General features: G+C 59.5%; 26 protein-coding genes. 18 read left to right on the top strand and 8 right to left on the bottom strand.

Features of this window, described 5'->3' with window-relative positions:
- Positions 1-114 precede the first annotated feature (114 nt).
- Positions 115-513, top strand: a complete 399-nt coding sequence (locus tag ACMU_RS17240) for a DUF6524 family protein (protein WP_035262176.1) — start codon at positions 115-117, stop codon at positions 511-513.
- Here the strand turns inward: ACMU_RS17240 and ACMU_RS17235 are convergent, their stop codons facing one another.
- The 3 genes from ACMU_RS17235 to nthA are packed head-to-tail and all read right to left on the bottom strand — an operon-like array spanning position 514 to position 2104.
- Positions 514-825: a nitrile hydratase accessory protein gene (locus tag ACMU_RS17235; protein ID WP_035262173.1), complete on the bottom strand. Its 312-nt coding sequence runs from the start codon at positions 823-825 to the stop codon at positions 514-516.
- Positions 822-1499, bottom strand: coding sequence for a nitrile hydratase subunit beta (gene nthB, locus ACMU_RS17230; protein ID WP_035262171.1), 678 nt, complete (start codon positions 1497-1499; stop codon positions 822-824). Before nthB ends, ACMU_RS17235 begins: the two co-directional genes overlap by 4 nt.
- Positions 1496-2104: a nitrile hydratase subunit alpha gene (nthA, locus tag ACMU_RS17225; protein WP_035262328.1), complete on the bottom strand. Its 609-nt coding sequence runs from the start codon at positions 2102-2104 to the stop codon at positions 1496-1498. Before nthA ends, nthB begins: the two co-directional genes overlap by 4 nt.
- Before the next feature lie 111 nt (positions 2105-2215).
- Here nthA and secG point away from each other — a divergent pair, with 111 nt between their 5' ends.
- The 15 genes from secG to ACMU_RS17150 all read left to right on the top strand — a co-directional run bounded on the left by secG (position 2216) and on the right by ACMU_RS17150 (position 15985).
- Positions 2216-2590, top strand: coding sequence for a preprotein translocase subunit SecG (gene secG, locus ACMU_RS17220; RefSeq protein WP_035262324.1), 375 nt, complete (start codon positions 2216-2218; stop codon positions 2588-2590).
- Between the two features lie 164 nt (positions 2591-2754).
- Positions 2755-4398, top strand: a complete 1644-nt coding sequence (locus ACMU_RS17215) for a CTP synthase (protein ID WP_035262169.1) — start codon at positions 2755-2757, stop codon at positions 4396-4398.
- Positions 4399-4448: 50 nt separating this feature from the next.
- The gene (gene cutA, locus ACMU_RS17210) at positions 4449-4760 is read left to right on the top strand and encodes a divalent-cation tolerance protein CutA (protein ID WP_035262167.1); all 312 of its coding nucleotides are present in this window, start codon (positions 4449-4451) and stop codon (positions 4758-4760) included.
- 3 nt (positions 4761-4763) lie between these two features.
- Complete coding sequence (locus tag ACMU_RS17205) at positions 4764-5660, top strand: PhzF family phenazine biosynthesis protein (RefSeq protein ID WP_035262164.1); 897 nt, start codon at positions 4764-4766, stop codon at positions 5658-5660.
- 48 nt (positions 5661-5708) lie between these two features.
- A complete protein-coding gene (locus tag ACMU_RS17200; protein WP_035262161.1) occupies positions 5709-6122 on the top strand; it encodes a tellurite resistance TerB family protein in 414 nt (137 codons plus the stop codon).
- Positions 6123-6161: 39 nt separating this feature from the next.
- A complete protein-coding gene (locus ACMU_RS17195; RefSeq protein ID WP_035262159.1) occupies positions 6162-6605 on the top strand; it encodes a tellurite resistance TerB family protein in 444 nt (147 codons plus the stop codon).
- Between the two features lie 103 nt (positions 6606-6708).
- On the top strand, positions 6709-7491 hold the full coding sequence (locus ACMU_RS17190; protein WP_201769914.1) for an ABC transporter ATP-binding protein: 783 nt from the start codon (positions 6709-6711) through the stop codon (positions 7489-7491).
- 26 nt (positions 7492-7517) lie between these two features.
- The gene (locus ACMU_RS17185) at positions 7518-8237 is read left to right on the top strand and encodes a transporter substrate-binding domain-containing protein (RefSeq protein ID WP_035262155.1); all 720 of its coding nucleotides are present in this window, start codon (positions 7518-7520) and stop codon (positions 8235-8237) included.
- A 56-nt stretch (positions 8238-8293) separates the two neighbouring features.
- Positions 8294-9181 carry an ABC transporter permease gene (locus ACMU_RS17180; RefSeq protein ID WP_035262152.1) on the top strand — a complete coding sequence of 296 codons (888 nt, stop codon included), beginning with the start codon at positions 8294-8296 and terminating at the stop codon, positions 9179-9181.
- Complete coding sequence (locus tag ACMU_RS17175; RefSeq protein WP_035262150.1) at positions 9178-10017, top strand: ABC transporter permease; 840 nt, start codon at positions 9178-9180, stop codon at positions 10015-10017. The genes ACMU_RS17180 and ACMU_RS17175 overlap by 4 nt, the downstream gene beginning before the upstream one ends.
- Complete coding sequence (locus ACMU_RS17170; protein ID WP_051588424.1) at positions 10014-11312, top strand: glutamine synthetase family protein; 1299 nt, start codon at positions 10014-10016, stop codon at positions 11310-11312. The genes ACMU_RS17175 and ACMU_RS17170 overlap by 4 nt, the downstream gene beginning before the upstream one ends.
- Before the next feature lie 59 nt (positions 11313-11371).
- A complete protein-coding gene (locus ACMU_RS17165; RefSeq protein ID WP_035262318.1) occupies positions 11372-12064 on the top strand; it encodes a type 1 glutamine amidotransferase in 693 nt (230 codons plus the stop codon).
- Positions 12057-13412, top strand: a complete 1356-nt coding sequence (locus ACMU_RS17160; protein WP_035262147.1) for a glutamine synthetase family protein — start codon at positions 12057-12059, stop codon at positions 13410-13412. The genes ACMU_RS17165 and ACMU_RS17160 overlap by 8 nt, the downstream gene beginning before the upstream one ends.
- On the top strand, positions 13409-14713 hold the full coding sequence (locus ACMU_RS17155; RefSeq protein WP_035262145.1) for an NAD(P)/FAD-dependent oxidoreductase: 1305 nt from the start codon (positions 13409-13411) through the stop codon (positions 14711-14713). The genes ACMU_RS17160 and ACMU_RS17155 overlap by 4 nt, the downstream gene beginning before the upstream one ends.
- An 81-nt stretch (positions 14714-14794) precedes the next feature.
- The gene (locus ACMU_RS17150; protein WP_035262143.1) at positions 14795-15985 is read left to right on the top strand and encodes a DegT/DnrJ/EryC1/StrS family aminotransferase; all 1191 of its coding nucleotides are present in this window, start codon (positions 14795-14797) and stop codon (positions 15983-15985) included.
- A 221-nt stretch (positions 15986-16206) separates the two neighbouring features.
- Here the strand turns inward: ACMU_RS17150 and ACMU_RS17145 are convergent, their stop codons facing one another.
- Positions 16207-17160 carry a LysR family transcriptional regulator gene (locus ACMU_RS17145; protein ID WP_035262140.1) on the bottom strand — a complete coding sequence of 318 codons (954 nt, stop codon included), beginning with the start codon at positions 17158-17160 and terminating at the stop codon, positions 16207-16209.
- Between the two features lie 211 nt (positions 17161-17371).
- On the opposite strand from ACMU_RS17145, the gene ACMU_RS17140 reads away from it, so the two are divergent.
- A complete protein-coding gene (locus ACMU_RS17140; RefSeq protein ID WP_035262137.1) occupies positions 17372-18739 on the top strand; it encodes an aminotransferase in 1368 nt (455 codons plus the stop codon).
- 3 nt (positions 18740-18742) lie between these two features.
- Here the strand turns inward: ACMU_RS17140 and phaR are convergent, their stop codons facing one another.
- From phaR to phaC, 3 genes are all read right to left on the bottom strand, one after another.
- The gene (gene phaR / locus ACMU_RS17135; protein ID WP_035262134.1) at positions 18743-19300 is read right to left on the bottom strand and encodes a polyhydroxyalkanoate synthesis repressor PhaR; all 558 of its coding nucleotides are present in this window, start codon (positions 19298-19300) and stop codon (positions 18743-18745) included.
- 137 nt (positions 19301-19437) lie between these two features.
- Positions 19438-19887, bottom strand: coding sequence for a hypothetical protein (locus tag ACMU_RS17130; RefSeq protein ID WP_035262132.1), 450 nt, complete (start codon positions 19885-19887; stop codon positions 19438-19440).
- 113 nt (positions 19888-20000) lie between these two features.
- Positions 20001-21788, bottom strand: a complete 1788-nt coding sequence (phaC, locus tag ACMU_RS17125) for a class I poly(R)-hydroxyalkanoic acid synthase (RefSeq protein ID WP_035262130.1) — start codon at positions 21786-21788, stop codon at positions 20001-20003.
- Positions 21789-21885: 97 nt separating this feature from the next.
- On the opposite strand from phaC, the gene phaZ reads away from it, so the two are divergent.
- On the top strand, positions 21886-23151 hold the full coding sequence (gene phaZ / locus ACMU_RS17120) for a polyhydroxyalkanoate depolymerase (RefSeq protein WP_035262128.1): 1266 nt from the start codon (positions 21886-21888) through the stop codon (positions 23149-23151).
- Here the strand turns inward: phaZ and ACMU_RS17115 are convergent, their stop codons facing one another.
- A complete protein-coding gene (locus ACMU_RS17115; RefSeq protein WP_051588423.1) occupies positions 23152-23907 on the bottom strand; it encodes an alpha/beta fold hydrolase in 756 nt (251 codons plus the stop codon). It abuts the gene before it with no gap.
- Positions 23908-23938: the final 31 nt, after the last annotated feature.

The raw sequence follows: 23938 nt of genomic DNA, 5'->3' as shown, positions 1-23938 counted from the left end.
GCACCGTATAGCGCTATGGGTGCCACAAGAGCAAACGGGATTTTCGCCGCAGCCTAGAGAACGCTGGACACAAAGGCAGCACGGCGGCATCAAGGCACCAGGAAAGGGACCGAGATGGGCAGCATTATTCTTAGGTGGTTGTTCGCGTTGGTGCTGATTGCGGCCACGTTCAACCCGACACCGTTCAACTACATCGCGTGGGCAAGCGGATCTTATGCCGAACAATTGCCTTTGGCGGTCTTATTGGGGCTGCTGCTGATGATCGGCTATATCATCTACCTGCGTGCCACGATCCGGTCGATCGGCGCATTCGGGATGATTCTGGTGGCCTCGGTCGTCTGTGCAATGATCTGGGTGCTGGTCGATTGGGGGCTGCTGACATTGGAAAACACCAGCGTGAACCTATGGCTGGGCATTTTTGCGCTGTCCTTGGTACTGGGAATCGGGCTCAGCTGGTCAATCGTGCGCCGGCGCCTTTCTGGCCAGGCGGATGTGGACGATCTTGAGGACTGACTATATCAACCGAACGGGCGCGCCATGGGGTGTGGTCATATAGGCCTGTTCCCACGCGTTGCGAATCCGGTCAACCTGCGCAGGATCAGCCAGCGATTGCTCTGACAAGACCGCCTCCAGCGTTTCCAGCCACGCGTTGAAATAGTCATCGCCGCCATTCAATTCGCGCGCCACCCCATGGCGTTTCAGTGTTGCGCTGAACCGATCTGCCCAATGTGGCCAATCAAACAAGCCTGTCTCGTTCAGATGAACCGTCAGGGCAAAAAGCTGTGCATGCCAAGGCTCGGCAAAGGCGGGTTCGGGGCGTTTCATGCGGGGGAAAGGTAAGATTGCCAAAGGTCGAGAATGACCTCGTCCCCTACCCTCTCGGGCGCGCCAAACAGCTCGGCGGCGTCAAAGACAACGGCATAGATCGGTTCGGGTGCCTCTCCCAGCCCATGTGCGTTACTGTCAGGGAAAACATGTGCGCCATGCAGACGCAGGATCGTGCCGGTCGCACCCTGTGCATAAGTGGGCAGGCGCGTATGGCCCCCGTCAACCAGCGTGTTGCGGGCCCGGGCGCGGGTTGTGACACGGTCACCGGGGGCGAATTTCGCGGCAACGTCGCTGGGCCGGTCCACCGGGCCACCTTTGGACAATGCGGAGGGAACGTTTTCGGCAACCAAACAACGTTCCGCCAATTGTGACGGGCCATCGGCATGGCCTTTGGTCAGCTCTTCGCGGGTTAATACCCCCTTGGCGACCAGCAAATCCGCCAGCCCGGCCATCCACTTTTCGTAGTAACTGAACCGGGTGTAGTCCCTGGGCGACAGTTTCTCGCGGGCGTGCCGCGAGGTATCGAGATTCCATTGCCCCAACGCACCGCACGCCAGCGTGACGGCCAAAGCGCGGGCGTGCCAGTCTTCGGCAAAGACCGGGGCATCGGGCGCATCGACCTCAACCTTACCGTCGCCAAACCGCCCCCCCATGTCGTGTATGCGGCTCATGCTGGCACCGTGACAAGGCCGCAGCCGACCATGGCATCACGAGAGATGATGGCGGCCAGGTCATCGACGCTCCAACCTTCAGTACCGTCGGGACGGCGGGGAATGACCAGATAGCGGACTTCGGCCGTGCTGTCCCAGACCCGCAATTTGGTCTCGTCGGGCAACGTGACGCCGAATTCGGACAGAACCACGCGGGGCTCGCGCACGGCGCGGGCACGGTACGCATCGGATTTGTACCACGCTGGAGGTATCCCCAGCAGCGGCCAAGGATAACAACTGCACAACGTGCAAACGACCATGTTATGCACGTCGCCGGTGTTTTCCACGGCGACCAGATGTTCACCCTGTCGGCCATAAAACCCCATTTCGGAAACCGCCGCCGTGGCATCGGCCATCAGCGCGGCATGAAATTCAGGCTCCGTCCATGCGCGCGCCACAACCGCTGCGCCATTCTGCGGCCCCACCTTGTTCTGATAGGTATCGATAATGGCATCCAGCGCCGCGGGGTCGATCAACCCTTTCTCGGTCAGGATGGTCTCCAGCGCCTTCACCCGCAGCGCGGGATCGGGAGGTAAAACGGAATGGTCGTGATCGTCATGAGGCATGGGCGCAGCATTGCGCGCGGCACTGTCGACTGTCCAGCGAAACATGGCGGGTTGCCCCCTCACAAAAACTTGCCTAAATAGCCGGTCAACATCCGCGATATGCAGGGCCCCATGGAAAACGTCATTCTGGTCATCCATCTTATCTTGGCATTGTGCCTGATTGCCGTTGTGTTGCTGCAACGATCGGAAGGCGGCGGCCTTGGCATGGGCGGTGGCGGCGGTGGTGCTGCCGGCGGTCTGGTGTCCGGCCGCGCAGCCGCTTCGGCGCTGAGCAAACTGACTTGGCTTTTTGCAGTCGCCTTTATCTGCACCTCGATTACGCTGACCATCATTGCGGCCAAAAACTCGGCCGGTGGTTCGGTTCTGGACCGTTTGGGCGCGGACGCTCCGGCCTCCAGCAGCGAAGGCGCGGGCGATTTGTTGGGCGATGACCTTTTGCCACCTTCGGCAGGTGACGAGCCGTTGGTTCCGCCGCGGGCCGACTAAGTTTAGCCACAAAATTTGGTTGAGGGCGCTTTTTGCGCCCCATCATGTTGCGGTCCGGTTGCGGGACGGCCGCGAATCCGTTATAGGTTAAATCCCGTGATGCAGTGGTCCGACGGGCCCGAATCAAACCAACAAAATTGAATATCACGGGGGTAGCCAGCCCTATGGCGCGCTTTATTTTCATTACAGGTGGTGTGGTCTCTTCGCTGGGCAAAGGTCTTGCCTCGGCCGCACTTGGCGCGTTGCTGCAAGCGCGCGGATACACAGTGCGCCTGCGCAAGCTTGATCCCTATCTGAACGTCGATCCTGGCACCATGTCGCCATTTGAACATGGCGAGGTTTTTGTCACCGATGACGGGGCCGAAACCGATCTGGACCTGGGTCACTACGAGCGCTTCACCGGCGTGGCCGCGCGCATGACCGATTCTGTCAGCTCGGGGCGGATTTATTCCAACGTGTTGGAGAAAGAGCGTCGCGGCGACTATCTGGGCAAAACCATCCAGGTGATCCCCCACGTCACCAACGAGATCAAGGATTTCATCGCCATCGGCGAGGACGAGGTTGATTTCATGCTGTGCGAGATCGGCGGCACCGTGGGTGACATCGAGGGGCTGCCGTTCTTCGAAGCCATCCGCCAGTTCGCCAATGACAAGCCACGCGGAGAGTGCATTTTCATGCATCTGACGTTGCTGCCGTACATCAAAGCGTCGGGCGAGTTGAAGACCAAACCGACACAGCACAGCGTGAAAGAGCTGCGTTCCATCGGCATCGCGCCCGATGTGCTGGTCTGCCGCTCCGAAGGACCGATCCCCAAGAAAGAGCGCGAGAAGCTGGCGCTGTTTTGCAACGTCCGCCCCGACAGCGTGATTGCCGCGCAGGATCTGAAATCTATCTACGAAGCGCCGCTGGCCTATCACCGTGAGGGGCTGGATCAGGCGGTGCTGGACGCGTTTGGCATCCAGCCCGCACCGAAGCCCAAGCTGGACCGTTGGGACGACGTCAGCGACCGCATCTTCAACACCGATGGTGAGGTGAAGGTGGCAATTGTTGGCAAATACACTCAGCTGGAAGATGCCTACAAGTCGATCGCCGAGGCGTTGACCCATGGCGGCATGGCCAACCGCGTGAAGGTCAATGTGGAATGGGTAGATGCCGAGGTGTTCGATACCGAAGACCCCGCTCCGCATCTGGAAGGCTATCACGCGATCCTGGTGCCCGGCGGGTTCGGCGAGCGCGGCACCGAGGGCAAGATCAAAGCGGCGCAATTTGCCCGCGAACGCAAGGTGCCTTATCTGGGCATCTGCCTGGGCATGCAGATGGCGGTGATCGAGGCGGCGCGCAACGTCGCCGGCATGGGCGATGCCGGGTCCGAGGAATTTGACCATGAATCGGGCAAAAAGCGTTTCACGCCCGTAGTTTACCACCTGAAGGAATGGGTACAGGGCAACCGCACCGTGGCCCGCAAGGTGGATGATGACAAAGGCGGCACCATGCGGTTGGGCGCTTATTCGGCGACGTTGGCCGAGGGGTCGAAAGTGGCCGAGGTCTATGGCGCCTGCGCCATCGAGGAACGCCATCGCCACCGCTACGAGGTTGATATCAAGTACCGCGAGCAGCTCGAAGAAAAGGGCCTGTCGTTCTCTGGCATGTCGCCTGATGGTCGCCTGCCCGAGATTGTCGAGTGGAAGGACCATCCGTGGTTCATTGGCGTGCAGTTCCACCCCGAATTGAAGTCCAAGCCGTTTCAGCCACACCCCTTGTTTGCCGACTTCGTGCGTGCAGCCGTCGAGAACTCGCGGCTGGTCTAAGGTAACCTGCGCGGCTAGGGTTCGGTGCGACTCGATGTCGGGACCGAACCATGCCGTATGCCGCCTTCACCACGCTTCACGATGCGCAGCTGGCGCGCGACTTGGCCCGGACTGTGGTTAAGGAGCGGTTGGCCGCCTGCGTTCAGATCGGGCAGGTCACGTCGGTGTTCCGCTGGGATGGGGCCGTGCAGGAAGAGCCCGAATTCCGGTTGCTGTTCAAAACCTCGGCCGAAGCTTTGCCCAATCTCAAAGCGCGGGCGCTGTCAGACCATCCCTACGACGAACCGGCCTTCTGGGCCGTTGAAATGGACACGGGCAGCGACAGCTTCTTTGACTGGATCCACACTGAAACCAAAGGCTGAACAATGACCGAACTGCGTTTTCACGTTTATGACGTGTTTACAGACACCCCGTTTGCCGGCAATCCGCTTGCCATCGTCGAAGGGGCCGGTGGGTTGCGCACCGCGCAGATGCAGACCATCGCGCGCGAATTCAACTTGTCCGAGACAATTTTTGTCATACCCCCCGCCAACCCGGCCCATACGGCAAAAGTGCGCATCTTCTTTCCGACGGCAGAGATTCCCTTCGCCGGTCACCCAACAGTTGGCTGCGCCATCCACTTGGCCAAAGCGCAGAACGCGGGCGATTTCGATACAGAGATCACGTTAGAAGAAGAGGCCGGTCTTGTACCGGTGCGGGTGACTTGTCGTGGCGATGAAATGCGCGCCGAGTTCGCAGCGCCTGTGCTGCCTTCGGCGTTTACCGGTCAGGCTGACCCGGCGCTGATTGCGAAGGCGTTGGATATCTCGCCCGGCGATCTCGGCCCGCATCAGCCCGGTATCTGGCAGGGCGGCCCTGCCTTCCTTTATGCACCGGTTCGATCGCGAGAGGTTCTGGCCCGTGTCCGCGCGATCGAACCCCATTGGTCCACGCTCATGGACGCCGCAAATGTGGATTCAGCCTATATCTATGCCCCGACCGACGGCGCCGACTGGCAAGCGCGCATGTTTTCGCCGACGGCCGGTATCCCCGAGGATCCCGCCACAGGATCCGCTTCGGCCATCCTGTCTGCGCAGCTTTTGGCCAATGGTGCACTTGGCGAGGGGCGCAACAGCTTGCAGCTTTTGCAAGGGGTTGAAATGGGGCGGCGCAGCGAGATTGGCCTGACCATCGACGTGTCGGACGAAAGACTGACACAGATTCGCGTTTCCGGATCAGCGGTGCCGTTCAGTCACGGTTTCCTTACCCCACCTGCAACGTAAACGATTCTGACTTGATCGGTGCCGCGGCAGGGTGGTTAGACTGCGCCCATGTTTCGTGACCTTCTGAACCGCCTGTCCGGCCCCGAACCCAGCGCACTGGCGCCCAGCGACACCCAACTGGCACTTGGCGCCCTGTTGGTGCGACTGGCAAAGTCCGATGACGAATATGCCGTGGAAGAAATCAGCCAGATCGACAGCATCCTGTCCGCCCGGTTTGATTTGAACCAGGTCGAGGCCGCCCGCCTGCGTGCCGAGGCCGAAAAAATGGAAGCCGAAGCCCCCCGGACCGAAGATTTCGCCGCGTCATTGAAAGACGTCATCGCCTATGCCGAACGTTCGGCCATCGTGGCCGCCATGTGGGAAATCGTGACCGCTGACGGCCGCATGCGGGACGATGAAAAGATGCTTTTTGAGAAAGCCGCTCATACCTTTGGCGTGGATCCCAGCGACTTGGAACGTTGAGCGCTTGGCGCTCTGAACGACGCAACCTATATTACACAAATGCTCTCTGATCTCCTGTCCCGGCTGACCGCCGACCGCCCGCAAACCCTGCCCGACCCTGACGCACGTCTGGCGCTGACGGCGCTTTTGGTCCGCGTAGCCCGCACCGATGGTGACTATGCCGCCGAAGAGGTGCGCCGCATCGATCGCATTTGCGAAACGCGCTATGGTCTTGACCATGCTGGCGCGCGCGCCTTGCGCGAGCAGGCCGAAGCGCTGGAGGCCGAGGCCCCTGATACCGTCCGCTTCACCCGTGCGATCAAGGATGCCGTCGCGTATGACGACCGCTCGGCCGTGGTCGAGGCATTGTGGGACGTCGCGTTGGCCGATGGCATGCGGGACGAAGAAGAGGACGCTTTGCTGCGTCTGGTCGCCAATCTTTTGGGTGTGGGCGATGCCGACAGCCACCGGCTGCGGCTGAAAGTTCAGGCAAAATACGACTGACCCGGCGTAAGGTCAGGGCTTCAATACAATATCGGCAAGGCACGGATTGCAATTCCCACAGAATTGCGCCCTAATTTGACCAGAAGTTAAATAAAGTTTGCCTGTGACCGCTGACCCAAACGCCCCCGTCGTCGAAATTCGAGATCTCCACAAAAGCTATGGCCAGCTGGAGGTTTTGAAAGGCGTCGACATTGTTGCCCGCAAAGGGGATGTCGTTTCTCTGATCGGTTCGTCCGGGTCAGGAAAATCCACCCTCTTGCGCTGCGCAAACCTGTTGGAAGACAGCCAAAAAGGCGAAATCCTGTTCGAAGGCGAACCGGTGAAGTGGAAAGGTCAGGGCGCGGCACGCCGCCCCGCAGACCGGGCACAGGTCACCCGCATTCGCACGAACCTGTCCATGGTGTTTCAGCAATTTAACCTTTGGGCCCATATGACCATCCTGCAAAACGTGATGGAGGCCCCCGTGACCGTTCTGAAACGAGACCGGCCCGAGGTCGAAGACGCTGCGCGCCGTTATCTGGAAAAGGTCGGGATTGGCGACAAGTGCAATGCCTATCCCGCCCAACTATCGGGTGGCCAGCAACAGCGCGCCGCCATCGCGCGGGGTTTGTGCATGGAGCCGCGCGCGCTGCTGTTTGACGAACCCACCTCGGCACTGGATCCGGAACTGGAACAGGAGGTGGTCAAGGTGATCCGTGCCTTGGCGGATGAAGGGCGTACCATGTTGATCGTGACCCATGACATGCGCATGGCCCATGATGTCTCCAGCCATGTCGTGTTTCTACACCAAGGGCTGATCGCCGAAGAAGGCGCGCCCGGCACGGTGCTCAAAAACCCGCAGACTGACCGTTTGCGGCAATTCCTGTCGGCGTCTGCGCCGGCCTAAAAAACCAACCAACTGGGAGCAAAAAAATGAAAAAACTGGTTCTGACAACCGCCGCCATGGCGCTGATGGCCGGAACGGCGCTGGCCGATGGTCATGCCGTGGTACGTCTGGGCACGGAAGGGGCCTATGCCCCGTGGAACTTTGTGAATGACGCAGGTGAGATTGACGGGTTCGAGCGTGAACTGGGCGACGAACTGTGCACGCGGGCCGAACTGACCTGTGAATGGGTCAAAAACGACTGGGATTCGATCATCCCCAACCTTCTGTCAGGCAATTACGACGCCATCATCGCGGGCATGTCGATCACGGCCGAGCGTGAAGAAGTCATCGACTTCACCCAAGCCTACACCCCCCCGGACCCCTCGGCCTATGTTGCGCTTGATGCCAGTGTGGATCTGGAAAACGGCGTGATTGCCGCGCAAACGTCCACGATCCAAGCAAGCTTTATCGCCGACAAGGGGTGGACTTTGATCGAATTCGCCTCACCCGAGGACACGGTCGCTGCGGTTCGTAATGGTGAAGCCGACGCTGTTCTGGCGGACAAGAGCTTCCTTGACACAGTAGCGGGCACCGACGGTCTGGTGATGCTTGAGCGCATGGAGGCCATCGGCGGTGGCGTCGGCATGGGCCTGCGTGAAAGCGATGCTGACTTGCGCGCCAAGTTCGATGCCGCCATTTCGGACATGAAGGCGGACGGGACGCTGAACACCATGATCGCCAAGTGGGAAGTTGCATCGCAGTGGTAAGCCGCTGCGTGTGAAATCTGGCTCGCGGGGATCGCTCGCGGGCCTGTTACCGCACCATGTTCGAGTTTTGCTCTGATCCCGAAGCCCTTGAACGGCTACGCTGGTTTGCCTGCTATCTGAGCAATGGCAAACACATGGCGTTTTACGCCTCTTTCGGGACGGTCATGGTACTCTTGGCGATAACCGCGCCAGTGGCCATGGCCTTTGGGTTTGCCGGCGCAAGCGCAGCGCGATCACGTATTCTTCCGATCCGCTGGCTGGGCAAAGGATATACCGCGATTGTGCGTGGCGTACCGGATATCGTGTTTTTCTTGTTCTTTGTGATCGCTCTGGACCAAGCGTTTGAATGGATGCGCCACCAAATCAAATGCCCGGATTGGGCCGACCCGATCCGTCAAGGCAACGACTTTATTGTCTGCGGTGCGGCCAAACTGCCGTTGAACACCGCGCCGCAATGGATCCACGAAACATACGGGTTTTTCCTTGCTGTACTGACCTTTGCCATCGTCTTTGGTGCCTTCGCCGCCAACGTTCTGTTTGGTGCCATGCGCGCTGTACCCATGGCGCAGCTGGAAACCGCCGCCGCGTATGGCATGTCGGAACGCCAGACCTTCTGGCGGGTTTTGGTCCCGCAAATGTGGCTGTACGCCCTGCCCGGCCTTTCGAACCTTTGGCTGATCCTTGTGAAAGCCACGCCCCTGCTGTTCCTGCTGGGGGTTGAGGACATCGTCTATTGGGCGCGCGAGCTGGGCGGTTTCGTGAACCCGCGGTTCACGGACTATCCGCATGGTGACTGGCGTTTGTTCTATTTCCTGGGGCTGCTTGTGTTCTACCTGTTCCTGACCTGGGGCAGCGAAAGGGTGCTGGCGCGGCTGACCAAACGTCTCAGCCATGGACAGGCCACGATGGGCGGTGAAGCGGCCCGGCGCGAGGCACAAGCATGAGCTGTCTTGAAACCATTCAAGCCTACGGCGTACGTGCACTTGGTTACGGTGAACGCCTGCTGCCGCGCAGTGACTTCACGCTGTGTGAACAAGTGACCCTGATCGGTTCCGGCATGATTTGGAACATCTATTTCGGAGCGCTGGCCTTGGTATGCGGGTTCTTTCTGGCCACCGTTGTGGCCCTTGCCAAGAATGTTCCATCGCCGTGGCTCCGCAAGCCGGCTGAGGCGTTCGTTTTTGTCTTCCGTGGCTCACCGCTTTTCATCCAGTTCTTTTTGGCCTACGAGGCCTTCGTTCTGCTGCCAAAGGCGGGGATTCCTGTGAATCTCGGCTTTGTCCTGATCACTGTGGAAACGGCGTGGCTGACCAAAGCATGGGCTGGTGCGCTGATCGTTTTGTTCCTGAACACGGCGGCCTATTCGGGTGAAATCTTCTATGGCGCCCTGCGCGCTGTGCCGCGCGGAGATCTGGAGGCCGCCGATGCTTATGGCCTGACTGGCTGGGCCCGGTTTCGCCGCGTGGTCTGGCCCACGATGCTGCGCCTTGCGTGGCCTGCTTACACGAATGAGGCAATCTTTCTGTTCCATGCCACCACTCTGGTCTATTTCTCGGGCTTCCCGGCATGGAAGCAACAGGGTGATGCGCTGTACTATGCCAACTATTTCGCGGACAAGACGTTCAATCCCTTTGTGCCCTACCCCATCGTTGCAACCTATTTCGTTTTGTTGACCTTGGTGGTGATCGGGTTCTTTGGTCTGGTGAACAGACGCTTGAACCGTCACCTTCCGCAATCAAACCGCCCGCGTCTGCGTATCCGCCCGCAGGTGATCCGATGAGCCGGACCATACGTGTTGCCGCGTGTGACCTGAATGGGCAAGCCCGTGGCAAACGGTTGCCCGAAAGCTATGCCACGAAACTGGATGGCGCAGTCCGACTTCCGTTCTCGGCCCTGAACCTGGACATATTCGGCGCCGATATCGAGAACAGCCCACTGGTCTTTGAAAGCGGCGATGCTGATGGTGCCCTGCAACCCACCGATCGGGGTCCGGTGCCCATGCCGTGGCTGCAGGGCGCACCTATGTTCTATCCGATGACGTTGGTGGAAAATGGCGTACCTTGGCCCGGCGACCCCCGGGGCGCTTTGATCAATGTACTGGACCGCTTTGCAGCACGCGGCTGGCGTGTCATGGCCGCGACAGAGTTGGAGTTCTATTTGCTGGACACGAGCGACAGGCAAGTGCGCGCGCCCTTGTTGCCCGGTACAGATACGCGTCTTTCGGGCGACGAAATCCTGTCATTGCAATTGTTGGACGGTTTCGATGCCTTCTTTTCAGACCTCTACGCCAACGCGGCCGCGATGGGACTGCCAGCACAAGCGGCCATCGCCGAGGGGGGTGTGGGACAGTTCGAGGTGAACCTGAACCACCAAGATGCCCTGCGAGCCGCAGACGACACTTGGCTGTTCAAAATGCTGGTTAAAGGCGTAGCGCACGCGCATGGTCTTACGGCCAGCTTCGCAGCCAAGCCTTTCCCGGCGCAAGCGGGCAACGGCCTGCATGTGCATTTTTCGATCATTGACCGAGACGGCAACAACGTCTTCGATGACGGGTCAGATACCGGAAATGACACGCTGCGCCACGCTGTTGGCGGGCTGTTGGCGACCATGCGCGACCAGACTTTGATCTTTGCACCGCACGCCAATTCCTTTGCCCGGTTCACGCCCGGCTCTCATGCCCCAACAGCGCTGTGCTGGGCGTATGAAAACCGTACAGCGTCGATCCGTATCCCTGGTGGATCACCAAAGGCACGACGCATCGAACATCGTGTCGCGGGCGGAGACACGAACCCTTACCTGATGCTTGCCGCGATCCTTGGCGGTGCCATGAACGGGATTGACGATGCCATCAATCCACCGCCTCCGATCACGGGTAATGCTTATGCGCAGGATCTGCCTCAGATGGCGGGAAGCTGGGTCGAGGCCATCGACTTTTTCGCTGACAGCCCCTTCACGACCCGCATTTTTGCGCCTCTTCTGATAGACAATCTTGTTCGCACCAAGCGTCAAGAGTTCTCTCAATTGGGCGAGGCCACATTTGATGTGCAGTTGGGCGCGGTCCTCTCGCGGGTCTGACCCCTTGTCCGAATTTCAGGCCGGCGTTAGCGTACCCACCAGATAACGTGCAGGTATCAATGCTGATTGGAATTCTTCAGGCAGGCCATTTGGCGCAGGAAGTGCAGGCCGGCCACGGTGACTATGTGCGGCTCTATTCCGAGCTGTTGGCAGGCCACGGGCTGCGGTTTCAGGGATGGAACGTCGTGGACATGGAGTTTCCGATTTCTATCGACGCGGCGGATGGCTGGCTGATCTCGGGGTCGCGACATGGGGCATATGAAGATCTGCCGTTCATTCCGCGCCTTGAAACCTTTATCCGCGAGGCACATGCCGCCGAGAAACCTATGATCGGCATATGTTTTGGCCATCAGTTGATCGCCAAGGCCCTGGGTGGTCGGGTCGAGAAATTCGACGGCGGCTGGATGGTGGGGCGCAAAGACTACATGCTGGATGGCATGAGCTACGCTCTGAACGCATGGCATCAGGACCAGGTTCTGAAAGCCCCGGCAGGCGCCCGCGTCATTGGTTCGGCCCCGGGATGCAAAATCGCGGCATTGGCCTATGGCGACACAATCCTGACGATGCAACCGCATCCCGAGTTTCCAAACAGCGTGTTGACCGAACTGCTGGACCATCGTGCCAAGGGCATCGTGCCCGTTGACCGCCAAAACGCTGCACGGGCCATGTTGGACCAGCCCAACGACAACGCGCGCATCGGGCAGAAACTTGCACGGTTCTTTGTGGCACACCAACAGGTGGATCATGGGTGATCTGATCCAAAAGTTGCCCGAAGCAGCCCAAGCCTATTTGTCCGGGCGACGATTGGACGAGGTTGAATGCATCGTTTCCGACCTTGCCGGTGTGGCACGCGGCAAGGCAATGCCAGCCAGCAAATTCGGCAATCAAAGCCACTTCTACCTGCCGAATTCGATTTTTCTACAGACGATTACCGGCGATTGGGCCGACCTGGATGGCGAAGCCTTCACCGAACCCGACATGGTTTTGACCCCCGACTATGACACGGCCGTGGCGGCGCCGTGGACCGGGGACTGGACGCTTCAGGTGATACACGACATTGCCACGCAGGATGGCAGGCCGATGCCTATTGCCCCGCGTAACGTGCTGAAACGTGTTGTCGCCCTTTATAATGACCGCGGGTGGGAACCGGTTGTGGCCCCGGAGATGGAGTTCTTTCTGGTGGCGCGCAACACTGATCCTGCCATGGAAATCGAACCACCCATGGGTCGGTCCGGGCGCCGGGCAGCAGCGCGGCAGGCCTATTCGATGAGCGCGGTTGACGAATACGGGCCGGTGATCGACGACATCTATGATTTCGCCGAGGCGATGGGGCTGGAGATCGACGGCATCCTGCAGGAAGGCGGCGCCGGTCAGATCGAGATGAACCTGCGCCACGGCGATCCGGTGCGGCTGGCCGACGAGATCTTTTACTTCAAACGCATGATCCGCGAGGCAGCTCTGCGGCACGATTGTTTTGCCACCTTCATGGCCAAGCCTATTCAGAACGAACCCGGCAGCGCCATGCATATCCACCATTCCGTGGTGGACCTGGCCAGTGGACAAAACCTCTTTGCCGCGCCAGACGGGCAGGAAACCCCGGAGTTTCTGCATTTTATCGGCGGAATGCAGCGGCATTTGCCTTCCGTGATTGCCTTGTTGGCGCCTTATGTGAACTCCTATCGCCGCTATGTCCCGGATTTTGCGGCGCCGATCAATCTGGAATGGGGCCGCGACAATCGTACGACGGGGCTGCGCGTGCCGGTTTCGCGTCCTGAGGCGCGGCGGGTCGAAAACCGCATCGCCGGGATGGACTGCAACCCTTATTTGGGCATCGCGGCCTCGCTGGCTTGCGGATATCTTGGCCTGCTGGAGCGTGAAGCCCCGCGCGAAGGGTTCACCGGCGATGCCTATGACAGCGACGCGGGCATTCCGCGAAATGTCGGCGAGGCGCTGGACCTGCTCGTGGCGGCCGACGCCCTGAAAGATGTGCTGGGCACGGAGTTCTGTCAGGTTTATGCGGCGGTTAAGCGTCTGGAATACCAGGAATTTCTGCACGTTATCAGCCCGTGGGAACGCGAACATCTGCTGCTGAACGTATGAACCTGCTCACGGCAAACGACCGACCCGGCTTTTACCCACACAGCTGGTACGCGGCAACCGCCAAGCCATTGCCACCATTTCCATCCCTGAAAGGTAACGCGACAACCGATGTGGCCGTCATAGGTGGTGGCTTTACCGGGCTTTCCGCGGCACTTCACCTGGCCGAGGCGGGCGTGCATGTCACCTTGTTAGAGGCGCAAAGGGTTGGCTTTGGCGCTTCGGGGCGAAATGGCGGGCAAGTTGGTTCGGGTCAGCGACGCGAACAAGACACGTTGGAACAGATGATGGGCAAGGAAGACGCCCAAGCGCTTTGGCAATTGGGCGAGGATGCAAAAGCCAAAGTCCTGTCTTTGTGTCGTGCTCATGCGATTGATGCAATGTGGCGTCCGGGCATTGTGCATGCCGACATAAACCCGAAGGACGTTCCCCACAGTCACGCCTATGCGGACCACTTGCGCGGCGCCTATGGCTACGTAGCAATAGAAAAACTGAACGGCGCTCAAATACGCGCACTCGTTGGCTCGCCGACCTATCATGGCGGCTATATCGACCGCGGCGCGGCTCATATTCACCCGTTGCGTTTTGCCCTGGGGCTGGCACGCGCTGCTGTCACAGCGGGGGCCGTGATTCATGAAGGTAGCACGGTAGAGCGAATTGACCCCGGCCAACCCGCGACTTTGCAGACGCCTAACGGAACGCTGCGCGCGAACCATGTGATCGTTGCCGCCAATGGCTATCTTGGCAAACTGATGCCACAGATCGCCTCACGGGTGATGCCGATCAACAATTTCATCGTTGCAACCGAGCCGTTGGACCAGACCGCGCCGGAAATCCTGTCCGAGGATGTTGCCGTAGCTGACAGTAAATTCGTGGTGAACTATTTTCGCCTGTCCGAGGATCGCCGGTTGCTGTTCGGCGGCGGCGAGACGTATGGCTATCGGTTTCCCAAGGACATTGCGTCGACCGTTCGAAAACCGATGGCCCGGATCTTTCCACAGCTCAAAAACGTGCGCATAGACTATGCTTGGGGCGGCACGCTGGCCATCACGATGCAACGTCTTCCCCTGTTCACACGGTTGGGGTCGAATATCGTGTCGGCCTCGGGCTATTCAGGGCATGGCGTCGCGTTGGCAACGTTGGGCGGGCAATTGCTGGCCGAGGCCATTCGAGGCCCGTCAGACGGGTTTGCACTGATGTCGCGTCTGCCAACGCCACGCTTCCCCGGTGGAGCCGCCTTGCGCAGCCCGCTGTTGGCCGCCGCCATGACTTGGTACGCCATGCGCGACAAATTGCGCCTTTAGCCCTTGCAGTAAAAATTTCATTTGCCTTTCATGAACCCAAAGTTCAAAATTCCTGAAACTCTTATTCAGGATTTCTGAAACATGACCACCGCGCCGAATGTGCATGACGCCGAGCCCATCCCCGAAGCCGCCCGGGCCGAGATTGACCGGCTGCTGAACTCGGGCGATCTGTTCCGTTATACAGCCCCCGAAAACGCACCGGTGGCCCTGCTGGAACGCGAATTCGCGGAATTCATGGGTGCAAAATACGCGGTGGCTGTGGCCTCGTGCTCGGCCGCGCTGTTCCTGTCGCTCAAGGCGCTGGACTTGCCGCGCGGCGCGCGCGTTCTGGTGCCCGCCTTCACCTTCGCCGCTGTGCCCAGCGCGATCGTCCATGCCGATTGCCAGCCGGTGCTGGTTGAAGTGGGCGAGAACTATCGCATCGACATGGCCGATTTCGAGGCCAAGCTGGATGACAGCATCGCCGCCATCATGATCAGCCATATGCGCGGCCATACCTCGGATATGGACGCCATCATGGCGCTGGCCGATGCGCGCGGTATTCCGGTGGTCGAAGACGCCGCCCATTCGCTGGGTACGCTGTGGCATGACCGCAAGATCGGCACCATTGGCAAGATCGGCTGTTTCTCGTTCCAGTCCTACAAGATGATCAACGCCGGCGAAGGCGGTATCCTGATCACCGACGACGCCGACCTTGTGGCCCGCGCGGTGATCATGTCGGGCGCCTACGAGCATAACTGGCGCAAGCACCCGGTGGTGCAGGACCGGTTTGGCCACTGGCAAAACAAGCTGCCGCTGTACAACACGCGCATGCAGAACCTGTCGGCCGCGGTGATCCGCCCGCAACTGGCCGAGGTGGCGCGCCGGGTGCGCGACGGGCGGGCCAACCATGACTATGTGGCCGGGCGGCTGAACGCGTCGCCCTTTCTGACAGTGCCCGAGCCGCTGGCCGCCGAGACCCGCGCGCCGGATTCCATTCAGTTCAACCTGGTGGGCTTCGGTTCCGATGCCGAAGCCAAGGCATTTCAAGATGCCACGGCAGCCATCGGCGTACATGTGCAGGTCTTTGGGCTGAGCGACGACAATGCCCGCGCCTTTTGGAACTGGCAGTTCATTCCGGGCAAGATGCCCGACCTGCCACAGACCCGCGCGATGCTGATGCGCGCCTGCGACGTGCGCCTGCCCGCGCGCCTGACCCGGGCCGAGCTGGATTTCATCGCCGATGCACTGCTGAACGCCGCCACCCAGGTTAAGGGGGCCGAGGCGGCCTGAATTACGGCATTGCCTGCAAGGGTCGTCTTGCGCAACGGTCAAACCTCACGCGAAAGACCGCGGGGTGGCGATCCAACCGGGGTCGTGATGCGTTTATGGTGCAAGGCGCCTCTGACGGCGTGGTCAAAGACCGTCCATTGCAAAATCGCCAGCCCTTTCGGGCGGTCTGGCGATCAGCCGGGCGCCTTCGGCGCTGTTAACCGGCTGAGAAACGGCACGGCCTAAAGCAACTTCAATCGCCCCTTCAGCCACGGCATGTCGTGTGTTGCCGGCGCAACGATCATCTCGTCCAGGATAGGGCGCAGGCGGCCAGCCATCTGTGCGGGCATCTCGCCCAGAACACCCTGGCGGGCATTCAGGCTGATCTGTCGCGACAAAGGTGCAAAAGGCAACGGGTGCGCACGGGTTGCACCCCGGAAGCGGTGCGCCCGCAAATACCCCAACGGTGTCAGGATCGCCCAGCCCAGCCCCGCCGCCACCATCGCCAGGATGGCGTGATAGCTGTCCAGCTCGAACCGATGCGGTGGTGCCAGATTGTGGCGTTCCAGATGCGCCAGGATCTGCCGGCCCATCACATGGCGCGCCGAATACTGGATCAGCGGCAGTTCGGCCATCGCCGCCTCGGCGCTGTCGAACCCGTCGGGCGTGGCGGCAATGAACGGTTCCTCCAGCAGCGGATGCACCTCCATCCAGCTGGGCGGCGTGGCGGTATCGGCGGTCACCACCACGTCTAACGCCCGGGCGTCCAGCTGATCAATCAGCCGATGACTGGCCCCGGTTTCCAGCAGGAACTGGCAGGTTTGCAGGTCGCCGGCCATCTGAGCCAACAGGCGTGGGGTGACATCGGCGTCAAAATCCTCGATCACGCCCAGTCGGAAATCGGTCAGCGCCGACAGATCGTTGCCCGCCAGTTCGGCCTTGGCCAGCTGCGCCTCGGTCAGGATCTTGCGAGCGCGCCGCAGAAAGATCTTGCCCGCCGGGGTCAGGGTCACGGGCCGCGTGGTGCGGTCCATCAACTGCACCCCCAGCGCGGTTTCCAACCCGGCGATCTGTTGCGAGATGGCCGACGGGCTGGCGCCCAGCCGCTTGGCGGCGGCGGATACGGCGCCCTCGTCGGCGGTGGCGGCAAATGCCTCGACCCCCCATAGGGTTACCCTGCCCGCCGATTGTACCATACCCACCCCTCTGGCTCAGATTACGCAAAGACTAGGCCGATGCAGAACCCGCCGCAACGGCGAAGGCGGGCGAAAACTGCCCGCTGCCCGGCCAGAAACCCGGCCAAATGCCCAACGGTTTGGGCAAACTGCCGCCGCGCCGGTTTCGCCGATTGATCCGCCGCAACGGGGGCGCTAGCGTGCAGCCAACAGCAGACCCAAGGAGAGCCCGATGGCCGACACCACCCCGCAAAGCTGGGACGCCCGTGCAACCAACAGCATGTTCTATGGCTTTACCGACCTGCCGTCGATCCGCGAACGCGGCGCGGTTGTTCTGACCCATGGCGAGGGGCCTTACGTGGTGGATGTCGAAGGCAAGCGCTATCTGGATGCCAATTCGGGCCTGTGGAACATGGTTGCGGGCTTCGACCACCCCGGCCTGATCGAGGCCGCGCAGGCGCAATATGCGCGCTTTCCCGGCTATCACGCGTTTTTCGGCCGAATGTCGGACCAGACGGTGATGCTGAGCGAGAAGCTGATCGAGGTATCGCCGTTTGAGACGGGCAAGGTGTTTTTCACCAATTCGGGGTCCGAGGCGAATGATACCATGGTCAAGATGCTGTGGTTCATGAACAAGCAACGCGGCATGCCAACCAAACGCAAGATCATCACGCGCGAAAACGCCTATCACGGGGTGACGGTGGCCGCGGCATCCATGACCGGCAAACCCTATAACGAGCTCTTTGGCCTGCCCCTGCCCGAATTTGTGCATGTGCGTTGCCCGCACTACTGGCGCGAGGCGCTGCGCGGTGAGACCGAGGAAGAGTTCACCCAACGCATGGCCGACGAGCTGGACCAGACCATCCGCCGCGAAGGCGCCCAGACCATCGCGGCCTTTGTGGCCGAGCCGGTGATGGGCGCTGGCGGGGTGATCCCGCCCAGCAAAGGCTATTTTCAGGCCATCGCCAAGGTGCTGAAAAACCACCGCATCCCGTTCATCGCCGACGAGGTGATCACCGGGTTTGGCCGCACCGGCAACACCTGGGGCTGCGAGACCTATGACTTCATGCCCGACGCCATCATCTCATCCAAGAACCTGACCGCCGGGTTTTTCCCGATGGGTGCGGTGATCCTGGGCCCCGAACTGGCCGACACGTTGCAGCAGGTCACCGACGAGGTGGAGGAATTCCCGCATGGCTTCACCGCCTCGGGCCACCCCGTGGGCTGCGCCATCGCGCTGAAGGCCATCGACGTGGTGATGAACGAGGGGCTGGCCGACAACGTCAAGGCGCTGACCCCCCGGTTCGAGGAAGGTCTGGCGCGGCTGGCCGAGCACCCGAACATAGGCGAATGGCGCGGCAAAGGCTTTATGGGCGCGCTGGAAGCGGTGCAGGACAAGGCCACAAAAACTCCGTTCGACGCCAAGCTGTCGGTCAGCGAGCGCATTGCGAACACGTGCACCGATCACGGGCTGATCTGCCGGCCGCTGGGTCAGTCGATCGTGCTGTGCCCGCCGTTCATCATGACAGAAAGCCAGATGGACGAAATGTTCGACAAGTTGGAAAAGGCCCTGAACGAGGTGTTCAAGGCCATCACCTAGGGCTTAGCCACCCAGTTTGCTGAGTTTTGCCTGAAGCTCGGCCAACTGGGCCTTTATGTCATTCAGGTCATCGCCACCTTCGCCCTGCTCTTCTTCGGGCTGCGTCGTGCCGAAACCGCCCATCATGCCGCCGGTCATTGCTTTCATAAACGCTTCTTGCTGCTTTTGCATCGCGTCGAATCCGGGCATGCCCGCCATCGGGTTAGGGATCGAGCCAAGGTTTTCCATCATCTTTGACTGACCGTCGCGCAGCATTTCAAAGCTCATGGCCAGAAACTGCGGCACCACGCTTTGCGCCTGCGTGGAATAGCTGCGCACCAGATCGTTCAAAACACCCAGAGGCAGAACATTTTCGCCGCGACTTTCATGCTCGGCCACAATTTGAAGCAGGTATTGGCGGGTCAGATCGTCACCGCTTTTCAGGTCGACGATCTTGACTTCGCGACCATCACGGATGAATCCGGCGATGTCTTCGAGCGTCACGTAGTCACTTGTTTCGGTATTGTACAACCGCCGGCTGGCATATCGCTTGATCAACAGCGGTTTTACTTCCTCGTTCACAGAGCTTCTCCCCAGATTTTACCCACCGATGTTGCGGTGCAGAGAAGCTTAGGACCAGTTGGACAAAAAGAAAAGAGCGGGCTGAGGGAAGCCCGCTCTTGCGACCACATCAACAGGGAGGGAGTTGATGAAGTAAATTACTTAGCAGCTGCAGTAGCTTTCTTAGCGGCAGCAGTTGCTTCGTCGGTTGCTTTCTTGACCGCGGCGGTTGCTTCTTCGGTCAGGTCTTTACCAGCAGCCAGAACCAGCTCAACGGTTTCCATCTGAACTTTCTTGGCAACTTCAGCGAAGGCAGCCAGGTTTTCAGCAGCCAGTTCAGCCGAAGCCGAAGCGAAGTCGGTCAGGGCTTTGGTGTATTCGGTCGGCTCTGCCTTGGCAGTGGTTACCGAACCCAGTTTGCCCAAAGTGTCTTTGGCCCAAGCCGACGAGATGTCGTTCGACTTTTCAGCAGCTTCCAGAGCTACTTTCGACATTTTCTCGCCCAGCACGGCGCTGGTTTTGAAGGCGTCTTGGTAGGCAGTGGTGTCAACCGGGAAGTTTGCAACCATGTCCTGAACCATTTTGTTGAAGTCTTGTGCGGTAGCCATTTTCGTATCTCCTAAAAGGATGGGCGGGGGCCCGTTCGTATTTCCTGAAAAGAGATATACATGCTGCGCCGCAGCATTTCAACATTTTTTTGCTGCGGTGCAGAAAAAACTTTCTAGTCGCTTCTCTGGACGTTGCGTCCGGGTGCATCTTCCAACGCGGGGAATTCGTCTGAACCGGGCACGCGTGCATCAACCTTTTTGCCTGCGCGGCCAGCCAGCCATTCACCCCAACGCGGCCACCAAGACCCTTCGGTAAACTCAGCGCTGTCCAGCCACTCTTGCGCCGTACCATCAAGGGATTCGTTGGTATAATGACCATACTTCTTCTTTGATGGCGGATTTATGATACCCGCAATATGGCCGCTTTCGGACATGATAAACGTCTTGTCCTTGCTCGCCATTTTCTGAATGCCGCGGTAACTGTCATTCCAAGCAGCGATGTGATCGGTTTCGCAGGCAATTGCGCACAGCGGTACAGTCACGTCCTTTAGCGTCAGGGTTTCGCCGCACAGCAGAAATCCCTCATTTGCCAGCTTGTCGCCCTGACACAGCCCGCGCAGATACTCGACCGTCATTCGGCCAGGCAGGTTGGTGCCGTCACCGTTCCAATACAACAGGTCAAATGCAGGCGGTGCCTCACCCATCATGTAACTGCGGATTGCCGGGCGATAAATCAGATCATTGGCGCGCAGGTACGAGAACGTGCGCGACATGTAGAAGGATTCGAGGATACCGTTCGCTTCAACTTCCTGCTGGATTCCGTCCACAAAGTCGTCATCCAAGAAGGGGCTGAACTCACCCTGGTCGGAAAAATCGGTAAGCGTCGTAAAGAACGTCGCGGACTTTACCGATCTATCTTTGCGCTTTTTCAACAGGCCCAGAACCATCGACAGCGTGGTGCCCGCAATGCAGTAGCCCACTACATTCACCGACTTTTCCCCGGTGATCTTCTTGGCCACGTCGATCGCAGTCAGGTAACCCTCTTGAACATAGGTATCCATCCCGACATCGGCATAGGTTTTGTCCGGGTTTACCCAGCTGACAACAAACAATGTAAAGCCCTGATCGACGATCCACTTGATCAACGAGTTCTTGGCCTTCAGATCCATGATGTAGAACTTGTTGATCCATGGCGGGAAGATGATCAACGGCGTCGCATGTACCTTTTCAGTCGCAGGGGCGTACTGGATAAGCTCCATCATGCGGTTGCGGAATACGACCTTGCCCGGTGTGGTTGCCAGGTTCTCACCCACCTTGAAAGCGTTCTTGTCGGCCAGCGTTACCAGAACCTCGCCGTCATTCGCTTCGACGTCACGCACCAGGTTTTCCAACCCAAGAACCAGAGACTCACCTTCGGTTTCCACTGCTTTTGCCAGCGCCTCAGGGTTTGTTCCAAGGAAATTCGTTGGCGCCATCAGGTCGACAACCTGCTGTGTAAAATGCCGGATGCGGCGCCGGTCTTTCTCGTCCAGTCCATCCAGTTCTTCGACCGCCTCGCGGATGGCCTCGGACGTGGTCAGGTATTGTTGCTTGAGATAATTGAAATACGGGTGCGTCTGCCACAGCTCGCTTGTGAACCGCGGGTCCTTGGGTGTTTCATCCTTGGGCGGCACCAGCTTGCCGGTCGCAAGCGCCTCTTGCGCTTCGATGAAGTGTTTCACCGTTTTGCCCCAAAACGCCACCTGCTGTTCAAAGATTTTCGACGGCTGATGCATCACGTCGTTAAGGTATGCCGCCGTGGTTTTCATATAGAGGTCTTGGCCCGGACCGTTCAGACTGGGCCGCACTTGTCGCTTGGAAGACAAGGCTGTTACCAAACGTTCGCTCAGTTCTTCAACCCGCGCGAGGTTCTCGTTCAGCTTTTCGAGGTTGGCAGATGCGTCCTTCTGGTCGGTTGTCATCGGGCCATTTTCCCCCTATATTTCGCACTCGCAGCATAACTAGTATTAAGCTACGCTTCAACCGTGGCACGCCGACGCAGCAGGAAAGGACTACCGCATGAAGAATATGGCGACATATGACCTCATGGAGAGCATCCGAAACACCAACCAATGGTTGGGCGCGTCTGCGCATGCTCTGGGATCGTACCCTTTTGCAGGCATCATTGCCAATCCGTTCTTTCAGGTCCTGTCAGCCTGGGGTGAAGTGACCGAACGCAGCTTTGCCCGCATGGTCGCCAAACCCGACTGGAACATCTACACCGTTGTAGGCGAAGATGGCCGCGATCATGTCGTCAACGTTGTGCCCGTGGTTGAGCGGCCATTTGGCGATCTGATCCATTTTTCTGTGCAAGGCCGCGGCCCAATGAAGCGCAAAGTCATGCTGGTGGCACCGATGTCGGGCCACTATGCCACGCTGTTGCGGTCGACCGTCGCCAGCTTGCTGCCGGACGCCGACGTTTATGTCACCGACTGGCACAACGCGCGCGATATCCCTGTTTCTGCTGGCAAGTTTGATATCGAGGACTACACGCTGTACCTCGTCGACTTCATGAAGGCCTTGGGTTCGGACGTGAACGTCATCGCCATTTGCCAGCCTGCCCCGCTTGCATTGGCCGCCACGGCCTACCTGGCCGAAGAGGACCCCGAGGCGCAGCCGCGCACCCTGACATTGATCGGTGGCCCCATTGATCCCGATGCCGCCGCAACCGATGTCACCGATTTTGGCCGCCGCATCACCATGGGTCAGCTTGAACAGCTGGCCATTCAGCGTGTAGGCTTCAAATATGCAGGCGTTGGCCGCATGGTTTACCCCGGCCTGTTGCAGTTGGCCTCGTTCATGTCAATGAATGCGGACCGTCACGGTCAGGCGTTCTACGAGCAGATCCTGCGCGCCGCGAAGGGCGAAGCAGCCGATCATGACAAACACAATCGCTTTTACGATGAATACCTTGCTGTCATGGACATGACCGCCGAGTTCTATCTGTCGACGGTAGAGCGGATTTTCAAAAACCTTGAGATCGCACAGAACCGGTTCGAAGTCGCAGGAAAAACTGTGGACATCGGAAAAATTACATCGGTTGCCGTGAAAACGGTGGAAGGCTCCAAGGATGATATCTCGGCCCCGGGGCAATGCGTTGCCGCGTTGGACCTGTTAACCGGATTGCCCGACAGCAAGAAAGCCAACCACTTGGAAGACGGCGCTGGCCACTATGGCATCTTCGCGGGCAAAAGCTGGCGGAACAACATCCGTCCCCTGGTTTTGGAGTTCATCGACAGCAACGCTGGCGAAGACGCGAATGTCACCCGCTTGGCGCAGGTCTGATCACGTCAACCTGAGCGGCATCGCCAACCATTCCTGTAACGCATCCGTCACCGCACGCGGGTTTTCCAGCAATGGCAGGTGCCCGGCATTCGGAACCACACACAGCCTTGCGCTGGGTAACAGCGTTGCCGTGAACTCGTGCCGCTGCAGTGGTAGCCGCATGTCATCCTGACCGCAAATGACCATCGCGGGCCCACGGTAATTGCGCAGCGCGCGCTGCTGATCCGGGCGGCGTTGCATGGCCCTGGATTGCTCGCAAAACACTTCCGGCCCCAGCCGCTTGGCCATTTTCTGCAGATTTTCCAGCAGGTTCGCCTGTGCCTCACCAGTATAAAGGATCTCGGCCGGGTATTCGTTTTTGATCGCGCGCCAAAGCCGACCAGCCTGCGCGTCAAATATCCGCATCTCGCGATCTGCAGCCTCTTGCGGCGTCGGGGACAACGGCCCGGCCGATATCAGGGCAAGCCGTGTTACGCGATCTGGCTGTTGCCGCAAGACCTCCATCGCGACCATTCCACCCAGCCCGTCACCGGCCAACGCGAAATGCGCTGGCGCGCTGGCCAGAATTCGGGCGGCCATGTCGCGAATGCTGTCTCCGCGACACACGGGCGCCAATTGCACCGGGTGCTGATCGTTCAAAGCCATGATCAGTGTGGAAAACACGCGCGCATCGCATCCCAGTCCCGGAATGAGAATGACGGGTTCGCCTGTCACCGCGCCGATTCCCTGCGGCGGCTTGGGGTCGTGTCGGGTCATTGCCCGGCCTCATTTGTGGTTCACTGCCTTT

Source organism: Actibacterium mucosum KCTC 23349, assembly GCF_000647975.1.
In the GTDB taxonomy this organism is placed as follows: domain Bacteria; phylum Pseudomonadota; class Alphaproteobacteria; order Rhodobacterales; family Rhodobacteraceae; genus Actibacterium; species Actibacterium mucosum.
This window is presented reverse-complemented; position numbering and strand designations above follow the sequence as displayed.